This is a genomic window from Lysobacter sp. S4-A87, from assembly GCF_022637455.1.
Classification (GTDB): Bacteria; Pseudomonadota; Gammaproteobacteria; order Xanthomonadales; family Xanthomonadaceae; genus Lysobacter_J.
Genome location: NZ_CP093341.1, coordinates 2,153,681 through 2,171,385 on the forward strand (window position 1 = coordinate 2,153,681; position 17,705 = coordinate 2,171,385).

The window sequence follows — 17,705 nt, forward strand, 5'->3', positions numbered from 1 at the left end:
GTACTCACTGCGTCCATTGCTGCGATCGCCGCAACTGCCTGTGCACAGAGCACGGCAGCGGCGCCGCCGGTGCAGCTGCCCGCATTGCCCAAGGCCAGCGTCGACCCGCAACTGCAACGCGTGCGTGCCGCGCTGGAGGCAGCCGAACTCGGCCGCTTCGACGCCGGCCAGTACAGCGACATCGCCCGTCATCCGCTCTACGGCTGGGTCGAGTTCGCCAGCCTGCGCCGTGACATCGACAACCTCACCGCCAGCCAGGCGCAGTCGTTCCTGTCGCGCTACCGCGGCCAGGCCGTCGCCGAATCGTTCCGCGAAGCCTGGCTTGCGGCCACCGCGCGCCGCCAGGACTGGGCATCGTTCCTCGCCGCGTGGAGCCCGCAGGTCAAGAGCACGGCGTTGCGTTGCGGCGAGCTGAGCGCACGCCTCGCACAGGGCCGGGCCGACGCCAAATGGACCAGCGACGCGCAGGCCATCTGGCGCAGCACCGGCAAGTCGCTGCCGGACGAGTGCGACGCACCGATGGCGGCACTGTCGACGCAGGGCGGCCTGACGCCGGAACTGCGCTGGGAGCGAATCGACCTGGCCGCCGCCGAATGGCAGCCCGGCGTGATGCGCGCCGCGGCCCGCGGCCTGCCCGCCGACGAGCTCGCCCTCGCCAACGACTACGCCGCCTTCCTCGATGCGCCGCACGAGCGCGCGCTGACCTGGCCGAAGACCGCGCGCAGCCGCGCCGTTGCATCGCAGGGCCTGGCGAAGTTCGGCAAGGCATCGCCGGCATCGGCCGAAGCGGTCCTGCCGCGCTATGCCGATGCACTGGGCCTGAGCGACGAGGAGCGCGGTCGCGCGCTGTACCAGATCGCACTGTGGTCGGTGGCGTCCTACGAACCCGATTCGGCGCGGCGCCTCAACGCCGTGCCCGAGGTCGCCTACGACGATCGCCTGCACGAGTGGCGCGTGCGCGAAGCGATGGCACGCTCGGACTGGGCCGCTGCGCTGGCGGCGATCAACAAGATGGGCGCCAAGCAGCGCAGCGATGCACGCTGGGCGTATTTCGAGGCACGGTTGAACGAACGCGCCGGCAGCAAGTCCAGCGCCGACCGCCTGTACCGCGAGGCGGCGAAGAAGCCCGAATTCCACGGCTTCCTGGCCGCCGACAAGCTCGACCTGCCCTATGCGCTGTGCCCGTGGCTGCCCAACGACAGCGCATCGGCACAGGCGACAATCGCACGCGACCCGGCGATCGTGCGTGCGATGGGGCTGTTCCAGATCGACCGCGTCGGCTGGGCCGTGCGCGAATGGGACGATGCACTGTCGCGCTTCAACGACGAACAGCGCCGCATCGCGGTGGAAGTGGCGCAGGGCAACGGCTGGTTCGACCGCGCGGTGTTCTCACTGGGCAAGGGCAAACCCGACGAACTGCGCCTGTACGGCCTGCGCTTCCCGCTTCACCACGAAAGCACCATCCGGCGCGAGGCGGCGAGCAATCGCCTCGATCCGGCCTGGGTCGCGGCCGAGATCCGGGCCGAGAGCGTGTTCTATCCGCGCGCGCGCTCCAGCGCCAATGCAATGGGCCTGATGCAGATCCTGCCCGGCACCGGAGCCGGCGTCGCCGCCCGCATCGGCCAGCCCTGGGGCGGGGCGGACAGCCTGTACGACCCTGACACCAACATCATCCTCGGCACCGCGTACCTGCGCGAGCTGCTCGACAAGTACGGCGGCCAGCCGTACCAGGTGATCGCCGGCTACAACGCCGGGCCGTCGCCGCTGTCGCGCTGGCAGTCGCAGCGGCCGGGCATGGATCCGGACTTCTGGATCGAGACGATCAGCTACAAGGAAACGCGCGAATACGTGGCGCGCGTGCTTGCCTTCAGCGTGCTCTACGACTGGCGTCTCAATGGCGACGCGGCCAAAGTCAGCGACCGCATGCGCGGCCGCGTCGACGGCAGCCGCAAGCAGTTCGTCTGCCCGCAGCCGGCCACCGCAGCGCCGGCTGCAACGACGCCGGCGCAGCCTCCCGTCCAATCACGGCGCCCATCACAGCGCTGAAGGCGATCCGACCTTAAACTCACGGCATGGCACAACGTCATGTCGTCGTCCTGGGTGGAACCGGTTTTGTCGGCCGGCATCTCGTCGCGCGCCTGTTGCAGGGCGGCGACCGCGTCACCGTGCTCAGCCGCGGCGTCGATCCCGGCAAACGAGCGCAGCGCCCGCCCGGCGCGAGCCTGATCGAAGGCGATGTCAGCGACCGCGGCTTCCTGTCCGCCGTTCTCGACGATGCCAATGCCGTCATCAACCTCACCGGCATCCTCAACGAGAAAGGCGATCGCGGCGATGGCTTCGAGCGCGTCTTCGTCGGCATCACCGAGTCGCTGATCGCCGCGATGAAGGACATGGGCGTGCGCAGGCTGCTGCAGATGAGCGCGCTCAACGCCGGCCACGGCGACAGCCACTACCTGCAATCGCGCGGCCGCGCCGAACAGCGCGTGCGCGCCTCCGGCCTCGACTGGACCCTGTTCCGCCCGTCGGTAATCGCCGGTCCCGGCGATGGCCTGTTCTGCCGCTTCGACAGCCTGCTGCGGTTCGCGCCGGTGCTGCCGATCGGCCGCGCCGACGCCCGCTTCCAGCCGGTGTGGGTCGGCGACGTGGTCGAAGCCTTCGTGCGCGCGCTCGATGATCGCCGCAGCGTCGGCGACAGCTTCGACCTGGTGGGCCCGGATGTGATGTCGCTGCGGCGCATCGTGCGCCTGGCCGCACGCGGACGCGGCCGTTACCGCGTCGTGCTCGGCCTGCCGCGATCGCTCGGACAGTTGCAGGCCAACGTGGGCGAGTTCATTCCCGGCAAACCGATCAGCCGCGACAACTGGCGCTCGCTGCAGCTCGATTCGGTGAGCTTCGAAGATGGATTGCGCCGGCTCGGGATCACGCCGACGGCGATCGAACCGAAGCTGCCGGAGATCCTGGCGGGCTGCTGAGCCACCCCGTCATCCCCATGACTGCGGGGATCCATTGACGTTGCCCCTGGCCCCGCCTTCGCGGGAATGAGGGCCAGTGGCTAAGATCACCCGCATGAAAACCTATCTCGTCGGCGGCGCCGTCCGCGACCGCCTGCTCGGCCTGCCGCCCGGCGACCGCGACTGGGTGGTCGTCGGCGAAACACAGGCCTCGATGGAGGCGGCCGGCTTCCGCGCGGTCGGACTCGACTTCCCCGTGTTCCTGCATCCGCAAACCGGCGAGGAGTACGCGCTGGCACGAACCGAGCGCAAGAGCGGCCGCGGTTACCGCGGTTTCGTCGTCGATGCCGACCCATCGGTGACGCTCGAACAGGACCTGCAGCGCCGCGACTTCACCATCAACGCCATTGCCCAGGACGAACACGGCCAATTGGTAGACCCCTACGGCGGCGCGGATGACATTCAGGCACGCGTGCTGCGCCATGTCGGCCCCGCCTTCGCCGAAGACCCGCTGCGCGTGCTGCGCGCCGGGCGATTCATGGCCCGCTTCGCCCCGCTCGGCTTCACCGTCGCGCCGGAAACGATGGCGCTGATGCGCACGATGGCCGAATCCGGCGAACTGTCGGCCCTGGTGCCCGAACGCGTATGGAAGGAACTGCGGCGCGCGATCACCAGTCCGTCGCCGTCGGCGTTCCTGCGCACGCTGCACGATGCCGGCGCGCTCGCCGCCGTGCTGCCGGAAGTCGACGCGTTGTACGGCGTTCCCCAGCGCGCGGAGTACCACCCCGAAGTCGACACCGGCGTCCACGCCGAACTGGTCTGCGACATGGCCGCGCGCCTGGCGCCCGGAGACGAGCTGATCGGCTTCGCCGCACTCACCCACGACCTCGGCAAGGCACTGACGCCCGCCGATGTGCTGCCGCGCCACCTCGGCCACGAGCACGCCGGCGTGAAGCCCCTCAAGGGCCTGTGCGAACGCCTCAAGGTACCGACCGAACACCGCCAGCTGGCCGAGGCCGTATGCCGCGAGCACCTCAACGTGCACCGCTTCGACGAGCTCAGGGCCAAGACCGTGTATGAGCTGATCACGCGCTGCGACGGATTCCGCAAGCCCGCGCGCATCGCCCAGCTGGCGATCGCGTGCGAGGCCGACAAGCGCGGACGCACCGGGCATGAAGACGACGACTACCCGCAAGGTTGCGCGCTGCGCGAAGCACATGCAGCAGCGATGCTGGTGCGTGCGGACCAGGTGGCAGCCGGAATGAGCGGTCCGGCAGTCGGCGAGGCGATGCAGCGCGCGCGGATTGAAGCGATCGCTGCAGCGACCGGGAAGCGTTAGAGCGCGAGCAAGAGCGCCCTCATCCGCCCTCCGCGAAGCAATCGCGGAGATTTCGGCCTTTCTCCACGAGGACCGGGCTATGAAATGCCGAAGCGTCGTCCGCCGGGTCGGGGATTGCGCAGCAGTGGGCCATGGATGGCCCACGCCCCGCCTTCGGACAGGATGTCCGACGAAGGGGCGGAGCAATCCCCGGCCCGGCGGACGACGCCACTCCGAAGCGGAAGCCCGAAACCACGAAGCGCCCACAAAAAGCAACGCCGGCCGACCTCCCCGTCGTCCGGCGTTTCTCTCCCCTTTCGATCTGGTGTCGTCCGCGCGCGGAACCGGCCCCGCCAAAGCGAGGGCCGGCGCGCCGCTACCGGCTAGAACCGGTAGTCGAAGCGGACGTAATAGCTGCCGCCGTTCATGCCGAACGGCATGGTCTCCCAACCGTACTTGAACCCGAGCTGCGGGAACGGTGCACCGGTCACAGGATCCCACTTGTCCGGGTACTGGTCGAAGATGTTGTTGCCGCCGACCGTCACCGCCATCGAATCGTTGATGGCATAGCGCACCTGCGCATCGAACAACCACTTGCCGTCCCAGGTCTGCTTGATGCCGGGCGTGAAGCCCTCACCCGAAACCGAACCGTAGTAGTTGGCACGGCCCGTCACCTGCCACGGACCGTCTTCCCAGATCCCCTGGAACACATGGTGCGCACCCGGCTGGCCCTCTTCGAGCAGCGTCACCTGGGTGTCGTCGAACAGCTGCGTCGGCGACAGGATCGGCGACTGCGAACGACGCGAGCGCACTTCGGTCTCGTTGAAGTGGACCAGCGCCGTCAGGTTCAGCGTGCTGCCACCGTCGAAGGTGGTGTTGTGGTTGACGGTCAGGTCGACACCGGTGGTGCGCGTGTCGATGGCGTTGGTGAAGAAGAGCACCTGGCCGACACCGATCGGATCGAGGATGGCGTGGATCGGGCAGTTGCTGTTGTCGGCCGCGCAGGCATTGCCGTCAGTGCCGACCGACTCCGGCGCGATGTTGCTGGAGAAGATGATGCGATCGTCGATGTCGATCTGGAACACGTCCAGGGTCACCGACATGCGATCACTGGGCTGCCAGACGACGCCCAGCGTGCCGCTGGTGGAGGTTTCCTCCTGCAGCGGCTCGATGCCGAACGCACGCGTGACATCGCTGTCCTGGCGCGCGGTCAGGGTGTCGGTCAGGATGCCGTCGGAGTTGAGGTTGGTCGAACGCTGGCTGTAGAACAGCTGCTGCACGCCTGGCGCGCGGAAGCCGGTCGACAGCGTGCCGCGCACGGCGAAGGTCTCGGTCGCGTCGAAGCGTGCCGACAACTTGCCGGTGGTGGTGTTGCCGAAGTCGGAGTAGTCCTCGAAGCGCACCGCCGCGCCGAGCAGGAACTTCTCGCTCAGGTTGGTTTCGGCATCGAGGTAGACCGCCCAGCTGTCGCGACCGTCATCGACCGCTTCGGTCGGCGAGAAGCCCGGGAAGCCCTGCATGCCCGGCTGGGCGATGTCGCCGGTCTGGCCGACGATGACGATGTCGCGGTTGTTGGTGCGGCCGTAGGTGTACGACACCGGATCGCCGGCGCGGATCTTGTAGTCGTCCTGGCGCCATTCCAGGCCCGACGACAGGTACAGCGGCGTGCCGCCGATGCCGTCGACATAACCGCTGAAGTCGAGGTTGAAGGTGGTCTGGTCGCTCTGCAGCTCGCCGGTGTCGGCCGAGGTCGGGGAGGCGCCGAAGATCGCGCTGTTCGGATCGGCCGGATTGATCGGCTCGTACCACCAGCTGACGTTGACCGAATTGCCTTCCTCGAAACCGAACTTGTTGCGCGCGGTGACCACCGACACGTCCCAGTCCCAGCGCTCGTTGATCGGCTGCTTGAAGCCGACCGCGATCGAGGCATCCTCGACCGTGGTCAGGATGTTGGGCAGGAAGCCATTGGGGTAGAGCTCCGGCACGGTGCGGTTGTCGCCGGCACTGCGGAAGAAGCCCGACGAGTCACCCTCGCGCTTGGAGGCGCCACCGAAGACGTAGAGCTCGCCGCCGGCCAGCGGCAGGCCGCTGTTGAACCACAGGTAGTAATCCTTGGCATCGGCGTCGCCCAGGCGCTGGGTCACGCGCGGCGGATCCACGCGCAGGCTGTCGGGACCGGCGCGGTTGGTCTCGTTGCGGTTGCGCGCTTCGGCCGACAGGTTGATGAAGCCGTCGCCGCCGAGCTTGAAGCCCGTGTTGACAGAGCCGTGCAGCATCTCGCCGTCGCCGGCGTAGTACTGCGAACCTTCCACCGAGATGTCGGTGTGGTCGGTCTGTTCCTTGAGGATGATGTTGATCACGCCGGAGATGGCGTCCGAACCGTACTGCGCCGCGGCGCCGTCACGCAGCACTTCAACGCGTTCGATTGCCGAGACCGGGATCGAGTTGATGTCGGTACCGGCCGAACCGCGACCGATGGTCTGCTGCACGTTGACCAGCGCCTGCTGGTGGCGGCGCTTGCCGTTGACCAGGACCAGCACCTGGTCCGGGCCCAGCGCGCGCAGCGTGGCCGGGCGCAGGATGTCGGTACCGTCACTGACGAACGTGCGGGAGAAATTGAACGACGGCTCGAGCATCTGCAGGATCTGGCCGAGCTCCATCGCGCCGGTGGCGTTGAGCTCTTCCTTGCCGATGACGTCGACCGGTGCGGCCGTGTCTTCGGCGGTGCGGCCGCGCACGCGCGAACCGGTGACCTGGATGCGGTCGAGGGTGGTGGCCTCGGAGCGGACTTCGGCCGCAGTAGGCTCCTGGGCCATGACGGCGGTACTGAACAGGCTGGCGGCCAGACTGGCCGTTACAGCCAGGGCCAAGCGATTGCGGGTGATTGCAGGCATCGGTGCTTCCTTCACTCAGGGTGGGCGGACTCCCCCTGTTGAGCCCGACCCAGAGCTTTAACCACCTTTTAACCTTTGCGCAATACCTACCGTTCGTTTGCCCCATCTGGTGTGATGGCGGTTTTATCGCCAGATGATGCCCGTCACACTATCGAAAGCGGGCCTCCAGCCATTGCAGACCCCGCGAAACAGGGGTCGCCACGAGCATCAGCCCGGCCAGGACACCGAGGGAATTGGCCAGGGCGTCTGCCGAGTCGGCGTGGCGGGAGGCGGTCAGGGCGCCCTGGGCCACTTCCAGGCCGACCCCCAGCGCGATCAACCCGGCCGCCGCCAGCGCCTGCGGCCGGCGCCGCTCGAACAGCATCACGGCAAAGCCGCTGAGGACCAGGTAGGCCAGGAAGTGCTCGAGCTTGTCGACGCCGTCGAACGGCGGCGGTGGCAGGTCCGAGGCGGCCAGCAGCGAGGTCACCGCCACCGCCGCGATCATCAGCAGCCATACCGACAGCCACAGCCAGGGCCAGCGCAGGTCGCGCAGCAGACTCGTCCCGGGCAGCCGCGTCACAGGCGGAAACTCAGGTCGCCGGCGAGGAAGGCGGCGCCGAACTCGACGTCCTTGCTGAAACCCATCACCTGGAAGCGCTCGCCCATTTCCGACGGCAGGGTCAGTCGCTTGACCTCCTGGGTCCGGCGCAGCCGCTCGCCTTCGTCGGCGATGCGTTCGATGCGCTCGAGCACACCGGCCAGACCGTTGCCGAGCAGGAAGCTGGCCTGGGAGCAGTAGCCGGCGAAATCGAATCCGGCAGAGACGCCGGCCTCGGCCAGCGCGGTGAAGTCGACCGAGGCGGTCAGGTCCTGCAGGCCCGGCCACAGCAGCGGCTCGTTGTGCATCCGGTGCCGGTAGAACGCCCGCAGGGTGCCGTCGTTGCGCTCGGGCAGGTAGTACTCGCTGCGCACGTAGCCGTAGTCGACGAACAGCATCGCGCCACTGCGCATGCCGCCGGACACCGCCTGCACCCAGTAGGGCAGCTGAGGCAGCGTTTCGGAGCGGAAGCCCTGCTCGAATTCACGCCCGAGGTTGCGTTCGAGGTGGCGCACCGCATTGCCCAGGAACGCATCGGCCGGGCGCAGCACGCGGACCAGCTCGCCGGCCTCAATCGCCACGTGCTCCTCGTAGACCTCGCCGGCCTCCATGGCGAAGCGCGGCGTCGGCAGGGCATCGATGACTTCGTTGGCGAACAGCACGCCGTCCCAGTCATCGCTGAAGGGGGCGTCGAGCCACTCGACCAGCTCGAACAACGGCGGCGCAAGGCGCTGTTGCAGGCGCTCGCGCTGGCGCTCGCGCAACTGCGCGCTGGGCTCGAGGATGGCGTAGCGATCCGGCAGTGCGTCCAGCTCCATCAGGCGCTTGAGCGCAACCTCGGCGAAGGCGCCGGTGCCGCCGCCCAGCTCCAGGAAGCGGGCCCCCGGGCCGAGCTGCTGCAGCACCGGGGCGACGCTTTCGGCGACGCAGGCAGCGAAGATCGGTCCGATCTCCGGAGCGGTGACGAAGTCACCACTTTCGCCGAACTTGCTCGCGCCAGCGCTGTAATAGCCCAGGCCCGGCGCGTACAACGCCAGCTCCATGAAGCGCGAGAACGGGATGGCACCGCCCTGGTCGGCGATGTGGGTGCGAATCAGCGCATCGAGGCGGGCGCTATGCGCCAGCGCGTCGGAATCGGGGGGAGGCAGAGATGACATGCCAACGATTATCCCCGAGACCCGTAGCCCGGGTAAGCAAAGCGCACCCGGGGTCCAGAGCTCATACGCGTCACCAGTCCCCACTCCCGGGTGCGGCCTTCGGCCTTACCCGGGCTACTCTAGCGCCATGTCACCGCCCCGCCCCGTCGCCCTGATCACCGGCAGCGCCAAGCGCATCGGCGCGCAGATCGCGCGCACCCTGCACGCCGCCGGCTACGACCTCGCCCTGCACTACCGCAATTCGCGCGGGGACATTGATGCGCTCGCCGGCGAGCTCGAAGGCCTCCGGGCCGGCAGCACGCTGGTGCTGCAGGCCGACCTGGGTGAGTTCGACCGGCTGCCGGAACTGATTGCGCATGCGGTGGGCCGCTTCGGCGGGCTCGACGCGCTGGTCAACAATGCTTCCAGCTTCAGCCCGACCCCGGTCGGCACCACGACCCCGATGCAGTGGGATCAGGCATTCGCCAGCAATGCGCGCGCGCCGTTCTTCCTCGCCCAGGCGGCGGCGCCGCACCTGCGCGCGGCGCACGGCGGCATCGTCAACCTGGCCGACATCTACGGTGAGCGTCCGCTGCGCGACCACTCGCTCTACAGCATGGCCAAGGCGTCGCTGCTGATGATGACCCGCTCGCTGGCGCTGGAGCTCGCACCGGAGGTGCGCGTCAACGCGGTCTCGCCAGGCGCGATCCTGTGGCCGGAAGAGTCGGCGAATGTCGCGGCGCAGGAAGCGATGCTCGGCCGCACGCCGATGGGCCGCACCGGCACGCCGGCGGAAGTGGCCGAGGCCGTGCGCTGGCTGCTGATGGATGCGCGTTACAGCACCGGGCAGGTGCTGCATCTGGACGGCGGAAGGCTGCTCAGCGTCTGAGCGACCCCCTCCCTGGCCACACGGGTGGCGCAGGGAGAGGGAACACTGCGATTACTTCGTCGCGAACGCCTGTTCCAGGCGCAGGCTCTGGAACTCCGGCGGCGTCTCGCCCTGCGTGGCGAAGCGGTACAACGCAGCCGAGTAGATGCCGCTCAGTGCCGCCTGGTAGACACCCAGCAGCAGCATCGCGATCACGAACACGATCACCACGGCCACGGCCAGGCCAATCGACAGCTGCGCGGCGACGAATGCGATCAATGCACCGACCACAGCGACGCCGAACATGATCAGGCCGAACGCCAGGCCGATGCCGACGTTGCCGATCGCGTTCTCGCCCCAGGTATGGCGCAGCAGGCCCGCACTCTTCTTGAGCGCCTCGACCGGACCGATCTCCTCGCTGACCAGCACCGGCGCGACCAGGAAGGTCGCCAGCGTCCACGCCGCACCCAGGCCGCTGCCGAGCATGCGCACGAGGATGTTGTTCTCCTTGTTGCGCAGCGCCTGCAGCAGCATGCCCACCGTCGCCGCGATCGCGGCATAACCCAGGATCGCCGGCAGCCGCGCCTTGGCGGCATTGATGCCGTCGGCCAGGGTCGGATCGCCACCTTCCAGTCGGATCATCGCCGCGCCGACCAGGGCGCAATTGAAGAAGATGATCACCGTGTACTGGCAGAAGTAGAAGATGAACATCCACACCATGCCGGTCACGCCGAACCCATGCTGGAACACGCGCCAACCCAGCATCGGCACCATGAACGTGGCCAGCACCACCAGCGTGGCCAGCGCGGACACGATCGGGAAGACCATCAACTCCTTGTCCGAGCGCAGCACCGCCGCACTCGCCTTCACCAGCTCCCAACTGCGCGAGAACTTCTCGAACATCGCAATCCCCTTGCCGTCCCCCATGGACCGAGAGCGCATCCTCGGGCCGCGCGGCGGTAAGGGCAAGTGGGGCGGGGGCAAAAAGCGGACCGCCGACTCATTCGCCGCCGTCGCCTGACCCCGTCATTCCCGCGAAGACGGGAATGACGGACGGCGGGGGTTACAGGGGAACCGCCTCCCACACCGTGCCGTGCTCCGCATGCACCGCCCACAGCTGCGCCAGCGTCCGGCCACTGCCCGGCACCACCACTTCCGGCGCAATCTCCGCCAACGGCCGCAGCACGAATGCGTGCTTCAGCTCCGGCCGCGGAATGCGCAGATTGCCGGCGCCTTCCAGCACGCGGTCATCGAAGAGCACGATGTCGATGTCGAGCGTGCGGTCGCCGTAACGCGGACCGCTGCGGTCGCGACCGTGACGGTCTTCCAGCGCATGCAGCCAGGTGTTGAGCGCCTGCGGCTCGAGGTCGGTCTCGATGATCGCGGCGGCGTTATGGAAGTCGGGTCCGTCGAAGCCGACGGCGCGCGTGCGATACACCGGCGACAGCACGACGTCGCCGAAACGCTCGCGCAGGTCCGCGACGGCAGCGCGCAGATGACGGGTGGCGTCGACATTGCTGCCGAGGCTCAGGTAGGCAAGGCTCATGCGCGACGTTCAGCCCGCCGGGCGGACGATGGACACGCCGACCGCGCGCGCACCGCGCACAGCGCCGGGCTTGCTGAGCTTGAGGCGGACCTGCTTCACGCCGAACTCTTCGATGATGATCGCCGCCACGCGCTCGGCCAGCGTCTCGACCAGGCCGAAGTCGGACTGCGACACGTAGTCGACGATGCGCTTGCTGACCGCCTTGTAGTTGAGCGTGTCCTCGATGGCATCGCTGGCCGCCGGGATGCGGTTGTCGAAGGCCATCTCGATGTCGAACACGAGTGGCTGGCGGATCCGCCGCTCCCAGTCGTAGATGCCGATCAGCGCCTCGATCTCGAGGCCTTCGATGAAGACGTGGTCCATGGGGGCAATGGCCGGAACGTGGTCAGGGGTGGGGAATGTAGCGTTGTCGGGGGTTACGGAGAACCCACCACTTCCAGCGTCGCCATGTCCCACCGCGGCGTTACCCGCACCGCCAGGTCACCGTGCTGGCCGGCCTGCAGGCGCAGCGCGCCGGCGAAGGCGATCATCGCGCCGTTGTCGGTGCAGAAGGCCGGGCGCGGGAAGCTGACCCGACCGCCGCGCTTGCGTGCCATCTCTTCCAGCCGTGCCCGCAGGCGCTTGTTGGCGCCAACACCGCCGGCGACCACCAGGGTCCCGCAACCGGCCGCGTCCAGCGCGCGGCCGCACTTGATGGCCAGCGTCTCGACCACCGCATCCTCGAAGCCGCGGGCGATGTCGGCACGGGTCTGGTCGGACTGGTCGCTGTCGCGCCAGGCCAGCAGCACCTGGGTCTTGAGGCCGCTGAAGCTGAAATCCAGTCCGGGCCGGTCGGTCATCGGCCGGGAGAACCTGAACGTCCCCGGCGTGCCCTGTTCGGCCAGCGCGGCCAGCTGCGGCCCGCCCGGATAGGGCAGGCCCATCAGCTTGGCGGTCTTGTCGAAGGCTTCGCCGGCGGCGTCGTCCAGGGTCTCGCCAAGCAGGCGGTATTGACCAATTGCCTCGACGTGGACCAGCTGGGTATGGCCGCCAGATACCAATAGCGCCACGAACGGCGGCTCCGGCCGCCCGCGCTCGGGGTCGTCCTCCAGCAGCGGCGCCAGCAGGTGGCCCTCCATGTGGTGGACCCCGATCGCCGGAACGTCCAGCGCCCAGGCCATCGAGCGGGCCACGCCGGCGCCGACCAGCAGCGCCCCGACCAGGCCCGGGCCGGCGGTATAGGCGACGCCATCGATGTCGGTGGTGGCCAGTCCGGCCTCGGACAGGGTCTGGCGGACCAGGGGCAGCAGCTTGCGGACGTGGTCACGGCTGGCCAGCTCGGGCACCACGCCGCCGTACTGCGCATGCAGGGCGATCTGGCTGTACAAGGCATGCGCGCGCAGGCCGGTGTCGGTGTCGTAGACGGCCACACCGGTCTCGTCGCAGCTGGTTTCGATGCCAAGGACTTTCAAAGGACGGGTTCCAGGGGGATGGAAACGTGCCGGCAGCGCCCGTAGGTGCGGTTCCGGCCGGGAATCAAGGACCTGTGCCCTTGATGGGGGAACCATGTTGCACCTTCAAGGCGGCCATCGCTATAATGCGCGGCTCTTCCCCGGCCTGCCCGGGCCGGTTCCCGAAACGAGATTACGTATGCCCAGCGTCAAAGTCCGCGAAAACGAGCCTTTTGAGTTTGCTCTGCGTCGCTTCAAGCGCACCTGCGAGAAGGCCGGCGTCCTGGCCGAGACCCGCAAGCGCGAGTTCTACGAGAAGCCGACCCAGGAACGCAAGCGCAAGGCCGCCGCAGCGGTGAAGCGTCAGGCCCGTCGCGCCTCGCGCGATGTGACCAAGCGTCAGCGCCTGTACTGATCGCCCCAGCGGGCCCCGCGCAGCGCGCGGACCCGCCACAGAGCGCATCACACAAGCCGGCCGCGCCCATGCGCCGCCGGCTTTTTGTGTTTCCGAGTTTTTTACGCGTCGCCCCATTGGGCCGGCGCCCTGCCAGGGAGCAGCACGATGAGCCTCAAGACGCGACTCACCGATGACATGAAGGCCGCGATGAAGAGCGGCGACAAGCACAGCCTGGGCGTGATCCGCCTGATCAACGCCGCCATCAAGCAGCGCGAAGTCGACGAGCGCATCGAGCTCGACGACACCGCCGTGATTGCCGTGCTCGACAAGATGGTCAAGCAGCGCCGCGACTCGGTCAGCCAGTACGAGGCGGCCAACCGCGAGGACCTGGCCCAGGTCGAGCGCGAGGAGATCGTGGTGATCGAGCGCTACGTGCCGGCCAAGATGGGCGAGGCCGAGATCCTGGCGGCCATCGACGCCGCGATCGCCGAGACCGGCGCCACCGGCCCGGCCGACATGGGCAAGCTGATGGGCCCGCTCAAGGCCAGGCTGGCCGGCCAGGCCGACATGGGCCAGGTGTCGGTGCTGGTGAAGAAGCGCCTGGCAGGCTGAGGCCGTTTGCCCCCTCCCCTGTCCGCAGGGGAGGACCGGAAACCCCCACCTCCCGCACCAACGCAGGACGCGGTACAAAGCTCCGATGGCCCGCATCCCCGACGCATTCATCGACGACCTGCTCGCCCGCTCCGACATCGTCGAGCTGATCGGGTCGCGCGTGCCGTTGAAGCGCCAGGGCAAGGAGTACTCGGCGCGCTGCCCGTTCCATGACGAGCGCTCGCCCAGCTTCACGGTCTCGCCGACCAAGCAGTTCTATCACTGCTTCGGCTGTGGGGCGCACGGCACCGCGATCAGCTTCCTGATGAACTATGACCGCCTCGAGTTCCTCGACGCGGTCGAAGAGCTGGCCAAGCGCATCGGCATGGAAGTGCCGCGCGATACCCAGCAGCGCAACGTCAATCCCGACAGCATCGACCTCTATGCCGCCGTCGAGGCCGCATCGAAGTTCTTCCAGAAGCAGCTCGCCGGCAGTGCCAAGGCGCTGGCCTATCTGGATGGGCGCCAGGTCAGCGCCGCAGTCCGCACCCAGTTCGGCATCGGCTACGCGCCCGACGGCTTCAACGCGCTTCGCGATGCGCTCGGCACCGACGCGCGACGCATGTCGCTGCTCGAACGCGCCGGCATGTTCTCGAAGAACGACAGCGGCCGCGTCTACGACAAGTTCCGCGACCGGGTGATGTTCCCGATCCACGACCGGCGCGGGCGCACGATCGCATTCGGCGGTCGCGTATTGGACAAGGACGACGGCCCGAAGTACCTCAACTCGCCCGAGACCGCCCTGTTCCACAAGGGACGCGAGCTGTACGGGTTGTGGCAGGTGCGCCAGGCGCACAACAAGATCGACAAGCTCATCGTCGTCGAAGGCTACATGGACGTCGTCGCGCTGTTCGAGCACGGCGTCGATTGCGCCGTGGCGACGCTGGGCACGGCGACCACGCCCGACCACGCCGAGCTGCTGTTCCGCAACGCACCCGACGTCTACTTCTGTTTCGACGGCGACCGCGCCGGCCGCGGCGCGGCATGGAAGGCGGTGGAGTCCGTACTGCCGCGAATGAAGGACGGTCGCCAGGCGTTCTTCCTGTTCCTGCCCGAAGGCGAGGACCCGGATTCGCTGGTGCGCAAGGAAGCCCGCGAGGGTTTCGAGCTGCGCCTGCGCGAAGCCACGCCGCTGTCGCAGTTCTTCTTCGACTCGCTCTCCAGCGACGTCAACCTCAGCACGCTCGAAGGCCGCGGCCGCCTGGCCGAGCGCGCCAAGCCGCTGCTGGCACAGATTCCCGACGGCGCCTTCGGCGACCTGATGAAGCAGCGCCTGACCGAGCTGACCGGCGTCGGCGCACGCGCCAACAGTCCCGAGTCGACGGCGCAGCGCGCCAGGCCAGCCACGCCGACGGCCAACAAGCCGTCGCTGGTGCGCAGCGCGATCACCATGCTGCTGCAGCAGCCGGCCATCGCGCTGGCGGTGCCGTCGTCGCTGCATTTCGCTTCGCTCGACCAACCCGGCGTCGGCCTGCTGGTGGAGCTGGTGGAGCTGGTGCACGAGCGCCCCGACATCTCGACCGGCCTGATCCTGGAGCACTTCGCCGATCGCAGCGAAGCGCCGGCGCTGACCAAGCTGGCCACTGCGCGGGCAGTGGAGACCACCGCCGCCACGCCGCTGGACGCACGCGTGCTCGACGATGCCGACAAGCGCCAGCAGGCGTTCCTCGACTCGATCTCGCGCCTGGAGGAACAGGCCATCCAGCAGCGCATCGAGGCATTGCAGTCGCGGCGCACCTCCGAACTGGATGACGCCGAGAAGCACGAGATGCGCGAGTTGCTGAGCCTGCGGGCAAGCCGGGCGCGGGCGATCCCGCGCAGCTGAGGCCATCGCCTGCGGCGTGACTTCCGACCCGGCCACGCCAGGGCGGCCCGGGCTAAGCTCGGTACCAACGTCCGACGTCACCGGGGAGACCAGAAGATGCCACTGCACCGCAGCCTAGCGCTGTCGATCCTTGCGCTCGCCAGCCTGCCCGCCCTGTCGGCGCCGACGACCACCCCGGTTGCGCGCGAACAGGTCGGCAACCGCACCAGCGAGAACATCCCGGCGATCCCGCCGGCCCTGGTCGAACAGCTCAGCCGCTACCAGAACACCCGCGGCGCCACGTTCGCCGGCTGGAGCGGCAGCTGCATGCTGATCAGCACGCGCTTCGCCGAGACCGCGCAGGCGCACCGCGTCTGCCAGCCGATGGGCATGCGCGAGCAGCTCACCTTCTACCCCGAACCGCTGGCCGCGATCGAATCCGCACCGGCTGCGTCCAGGCGCGACGGCTTCGTGTTCGGCAAGGACGTCGGCGGCAACGAGTTCTGGCAGTTGCACTGGTTCGACCTGAAGACGCGCACCACCACGCTGCTCAGCGACGGCAAGGCACGCAACCAGGGGCCGCTGTTCTCGCACGATGGCAGCCGCTTCGCCTGGAGCAGCACCGTGCGCAACGGAACCGATACCGACCTGTGGGTGATGGACTTCGCGACGAAGAAGTCGCGCGCGCTGATCACCGAAGGCGGCTCGTGGAATGCCATGGATTTCTCGCCCGACGGCAAACTCCTGCTGGTGATGAGGTACGTCTCCGCGGCCGAGACCTATCCGGGCGTGGTGGATGTCGACAGCGGCAAGCTACAGATGTTCCCGGTCGACGGCGGCAAGGCCTCGTTCAAGGATTTCAAGTTCGCGCCGGACGGCAAGACGGTCTACTTCATCTCCAACGAAGCCATTGGCGGAATCCCGCAGGAATTCCACACCCTGCGCTACCACAACCCGGCCACTGGCAAGTTCGAAGTACTCACCGCGGCGACGCCGTGGGACGTGGAGGACCTGGAGATCGCCGACGACGGTCGCCACCTGGCCTACACCACCAACGAAGGCGGCATCTACCAGCTGCACGTGCTCGCCCTGCCCTCGCACAAGCCGGTGAAGCTGCCGGAACTGCCGATCGGCCTGGTCGTCAACCTGGGCTTCTCGCCCGACGGCAATCGCCTGGCGGTGACGATGAACTCGGCCACCTCGCCCAGCGACGTCCACGTGATCGACCTCGCCAAGGCATCGCTGACACGCTGGACGCAGAGCGAGGTCGGCGGACTGGATCCGTCGAAGTTCGTTGCGCCCACGCTGATCCACTACCCGACGTTCGACACCGTCGACGGCAAGCCGCGCATGATCCCGGCGTTCTACTACCGGCCGGCCAACGTGCCGGCGGGCAAGCGCATCCCGGTCGTCATCAATATCCATGGCGGCCCGGAAGGCCAGTCGCTGCCGACCTTCAACCCGACCGCGCAGTTCCTCGCCAACGAACTCGGCGTGGCGATGCTGCTGCCGAACGTGCGCGGCTCGGAAGGCTACGGCATGACCTACCTGGACCTCGACAACGCCGACAAGCGCGAGGATTCGGTCAAGGACATCGGCGGCCTGCTCGACTGGATCGGCCAACAGCCCGGGCTCGACGCCGGGCGCGTCGGCGTCTATGGCGGCAGCTACGGGGGCTACATGGTTCTGTCGTCGCTGATGCACTACGGCGACCGCATCAAGGCCGGCATCGACATCGTCGGCATTTCCCACTTCGGCACGTTCCTGAAGAACACCGAGAACTACCGCCGCGACCTGCGCCGGGCCGAGTACGGCGACGAGCGCGACCCGGCGATGGCGCTGGTGTTCGACCGGATCTCGCCACTGAACCATGCCGCCCGCATCAGCTCCAAGCTGTTCGTCGCCCAGGGCAAGAACGATCCGCGCGTGCCCTACAGCGAAGCCGAGCAGATCGTCAAAGCGGTGCGCGGCAATGGCCAGCCGGTGTGGTACCTGCTGTTCAACGACGAGGGACATGGCTTCAGGAAGAAGACCAACGTCGACTACTTCGGCGCCGCCTCGATCCTGTTCTGGCAGCAGAACCTGATCGGCGGGCCGCAGCCGGATTCATGAACAAGCGGTGACACTTGC

Annotated in this window: 15 protein-coding genes; 8 read left to right on the forward strand and 7 right to left on the reverse strand. The window is 68.1% G+C overall.

Going from position 1 to position 17,705, the window contains the following annotated elements:
- The first annotated feature begins 69 nt into the window (after positions 1–69).
- The 3 genes from MNR01_RS09695 to MNR01_RS09705 all read left to right on the forward strand — a co-directional run bounded on the left by MNR01_RS09695 (position 70) and on the right by MNR01_RS09705 (position 4,290).
- The gene (locus MNR01_RS09695; protein WP_241917621.1) at positions 70–2,046 is read left to right on the forward strand and encodes a lytic transglycosylase domain-containing protein; all 1,977 of its coding nucleotides are present in this window, start codon (positions 70–72) and stop codon (positions 2,044–2,046) included.
- A gap of 26 nt (positions 2,047–2,072) precedes the next feature.
- Positions 2,073–2,972, forward strand: a complete 900-nt coding sequence (locus tag MNR01_RS09700; protein ID WP_241917622.1) for a complex I NDUFA9 subunit family protein — start codon at positions 2,073–2,075, stop codon at positions 2,970–2,972.
- A 94-nt stretch (positions 2,973–3,066) separates the two neighbouring features.
- Complete coding sequence (locus MNR01_RS09705) at positions 3,067–4,290, forward strand: multifunctional CCA addition/repair protein (protein ID WP_241917623.1); 1,224 nt, start codon at positions 3,067–3,069, stop codon at positions 4,288–4,290.
- 362 nt (positions 4,291–4,652) lie between these two features.
- Here MNR01_RS09705 and MNR01_RS09710 read toward each other — a convergent pair whose 3' ends face one another.
- The 3 genes from MNR01_RS09710 to MNR01_RS09720 all read right to left on the reverse strand — a co-directional run bounded on the left by MNR01_RS09710 (position 4,653) and on the right by MNR01_RS09720 (position 8,900).
- The gene (locus tag MNR01_RS09710) at positions 4,653–7,163 is read right to left on the reverse strand and encodes a TonB-dependent receptor (RefSeq protein WP_241917624.1); all 2,511 of its coding nucleotides are present in this window, start codon (positions 7,161–7,163) and stop codon (positions 4,653–4,655) included.
- A 148-nt stretch (positions 7,164–7,311) separates the two neighbouring features.
- On the reverse strand, positions 7,312–7,725 hold the full coding sequence (locus MNR01_RS09715; protein WP_345779006.1) for a VanZ family protein: 414 nt from the start codon (positions 7,723–7,725) through the stop codon (positions 7,312–7,314).
- Complete coding sequence (locus tag MNR01_RS09720; protein WP_241917625.1) at positions 7,722–8,900, reverse strand: SAM-dependent methyltransferase; 1,179 nt, start codon at positions 8,898–8,900, stop codon at positions 7,722–7,724. The genes MNR01_RS09715 and MNR01_RS09720 overlap by 4 nt, the downstream gene beginning before the upstream one ends.
- Positions 8,901–9,027: 127 nt before the next feature.
- Here MNR01_RS09720 and MNR01_RS09725 point away from each other — a divergent pair, with 127 nt between their 5' ends.
- Positions 9,028–9,768 (forward strand): pteridine reductase, encoded by a 741-nt coding sequence (locus MNR01_RS09725; RefSeq protein ID WP_241917626.1) that lies wholly within the window; start codon positions 9,028–9,030, stop codon positions 9,766–9,768.
- A 51-nt stretch (positions 9,769–9,819) separates the two neighbouring features.
- Here the strand turns inward: MNR01_RS09725 and MNR01_RS09730 are convergent, their stop codons facing one another.
- From MNR01_RS09730 to tsaD, 4 genes are all read right to left on the reverse strand, one after another.
- Positions 9,820–10,650 carry a DUF6159 family protein gene (locus MNR01_RS09730; protein WP_241917627.1) on the reverse strand — a complete coding sequence of 277 codons (831 nt, stop codon included), beginning with the start codon at positions 10,648–10,650 and terminating at the stop codon, positions 9,820–9,822.
- A 160-nt stretch (positions 10,651–10,810) separates the two neighbouring features.
- Positions 10,811–11,293 carry a 2-amino-4-hydroxy-6-hydroxymethyldihydropteridine diphosphokinase gene (gene folK / locus MNR01_RS09735; protein WP_241917628.1) on the reverse strand — a complete coding sequence of 161 codons (483 nt, stop codon included), beginning with the start codon at positions 11,291–11,293 and terminating at the stop codon, positions 10,811–10,813.
- Between the two features lie 9 nt (positions 11,294–11,302).
- Positions 11,303–11,656, reverse strand: a complete 354-nt coding sequence (gene folB, locus MNR01_RS09740; protein ID WP_158732513.1) for a dihydroneopterin aldolase — start codon at positions 11,654–11,656, stop codon at positions 11,303–11,305.
- Between the two features lie 53 nt (positions 11,657–11,709).
- Positions 11,710–12,744, reverse strand: coding sequence for a tRNA (adenosine(37)-N6)-threonylcarbamoyltransferase complex transferase subunit TsaD (tsaD, locus tag MNR01_RS09745; RefSeq protein ID WP_241917629.1), 1,035 nt, complete (start codon positions 12,742–12,744; stop codon positions 11,710–11,712).
- Between the two features lie 178 nt (positions 12,745–12,922).
- On the opposite strand from tsaD, the gene rpsU reads away from it, so the two are divergent.
- The 4 genes from rpsU (at position 12,923) to MNR01_RS09765 (ending at position 17,687) form a co-directional block, all read left to right on the forward strand.
- Positions 12,923–13,138 carry a 30S ribosomal protein S21 gene (gene rpsU, locus MNR01_RS09750; protein WP_031371286.1) on the forward strand — a complete coding sequence of 72 codons (216 nt, stop codon included), beginning with the start codon at positions 12,923–12,925 and terminating at the stop codon, positions 13,136–13,138.
- A 147-nt stretch (positions 13,139–13,285) separates the two neighbouring features.
- Complete coding sequence (locus MNR01_RS09755) at positions 13,286–13,732, forward strand: GatB/YqeY domain-containing protein (RefSeq protein ID WP_241917630.1); 447 nt, start codon at positions 13,286–13,288, stop codon at positions 13,730–13,732.
- 85 nt (positions 13,733–13,817) lie between these two features.
- Positions 13,818–15,596, forward strand: coding sequence for a DNA primase (gene dnaG, locus MNR01_RS09760; protein ID WP_241917631.1), 1,779 nt, complete (start codon positions 13,818–13,820; stop codon positions 15,594–15,596).
- A 96-nt stretch (positions 15,597–15,692) separates the two neighbouring features.
- The gene (locus tag MNR01_RS09765; protein ID WP_241917632.1) at positions 15,693–17,687 is read left to right on the forward strand and encodes a prolyl oligopeptidase family serine peptidase; all 1,995 of its coding nucleotides are present in this window, start codon (positions 15,693–15,695) and stop codon (positions 17,685–17,687) included.
- Positions 17,688–17,705 lie beyond the last annotated feature (18 nt).

Excerpts from the sequence above, each read along its gene's own strand:
- MNR01_RS09765 (WP_241917632.1), top strand. The coding sequence starts at position 15,693 with ATGCCACTGCACCGCAGCCTAGCGCTGTCGATCCTTGCGCTCGCCAGC.
- MNR01_RS09730 (WP_241917627.1), bottom strand. The coding sequence starts at position 10,650 with ATGTTCGAGAAGTTCTCGCGCAGTTGGGAGCTGGTGAAGGCGAGTGCG.
- MNR01_RS09725 (WP_241917626.1), top strand. The coding sequence starts at position 9,028 with ATGTCACCGCCCCGCCCCGTCGCCCTGATCACCGGCAGCGCCAAGCGC.
- folB (WP_158732513.1), bottom strand. The coding sequence starts at position 11,656 with ATGGACCACGTCTTCATCGAAGGCCTCGAGATCGAGGCGCTGATCGGC.
- MNR01_RS09755 (WP_241917630.1), top strand. The coding sequence starts at position 13,286 with ATGAGCCTCAAGACGCGACTCACCGATGACATGAAGGCCGCGATGAAG.
- rpsU (WP_031371286.1), top strand. The coding sequence starts at position 12,923 with ATGCCCAGCGTCAAAGTCCGCGAAAACGAGCCTTTTGAGTTTGCTCTG.
- MNR01_RS09705 (WP_241917623.1), top strand. The coding sequence starts at position 3,067 with ATGAAAACCTATCTCGTCGGCGGCGCCGTCCGCGACCGCCTGCTCGGC.
- folK (WP_241917628.1), bottom strand. The coding sequence starts at position 11,293 with ATGAGCCTTGCCTACCTGAGCCTCGGCAGCAATGTCGACGCCACCCGT.
- MNR01_RS09700 (WP_241917622.1), top strand. The coding sequence starts at position 2,073 with ATGGCACAACGTCATGTCGTCGTCCTGGGTGGAACCGGTTTTGTCGGC.
- MNR01_RS09720 (WP_241917625.1), bottom strand. The coding sequence starts at position 8,900 with ATGTCATCTCTGCCTCCCCCCGATTCCGACGCGCTGGCGCATAGCGCC.
- dnaG (WP_241917631.1), top strand. The coding sequence starts at position 13,818 with ATGGCCCGCATCCCCGACGCATTCATCGACGACCTGCTCGCCCGCTCC.
- MNR01_RS09710 (WP_241917624.1), bottom strand. The coding sequence starts at position 7,163 with ATGCCTGCAATCACCCGCAATCGCTTGGCCCTGGCTGTAACGGCCAGT.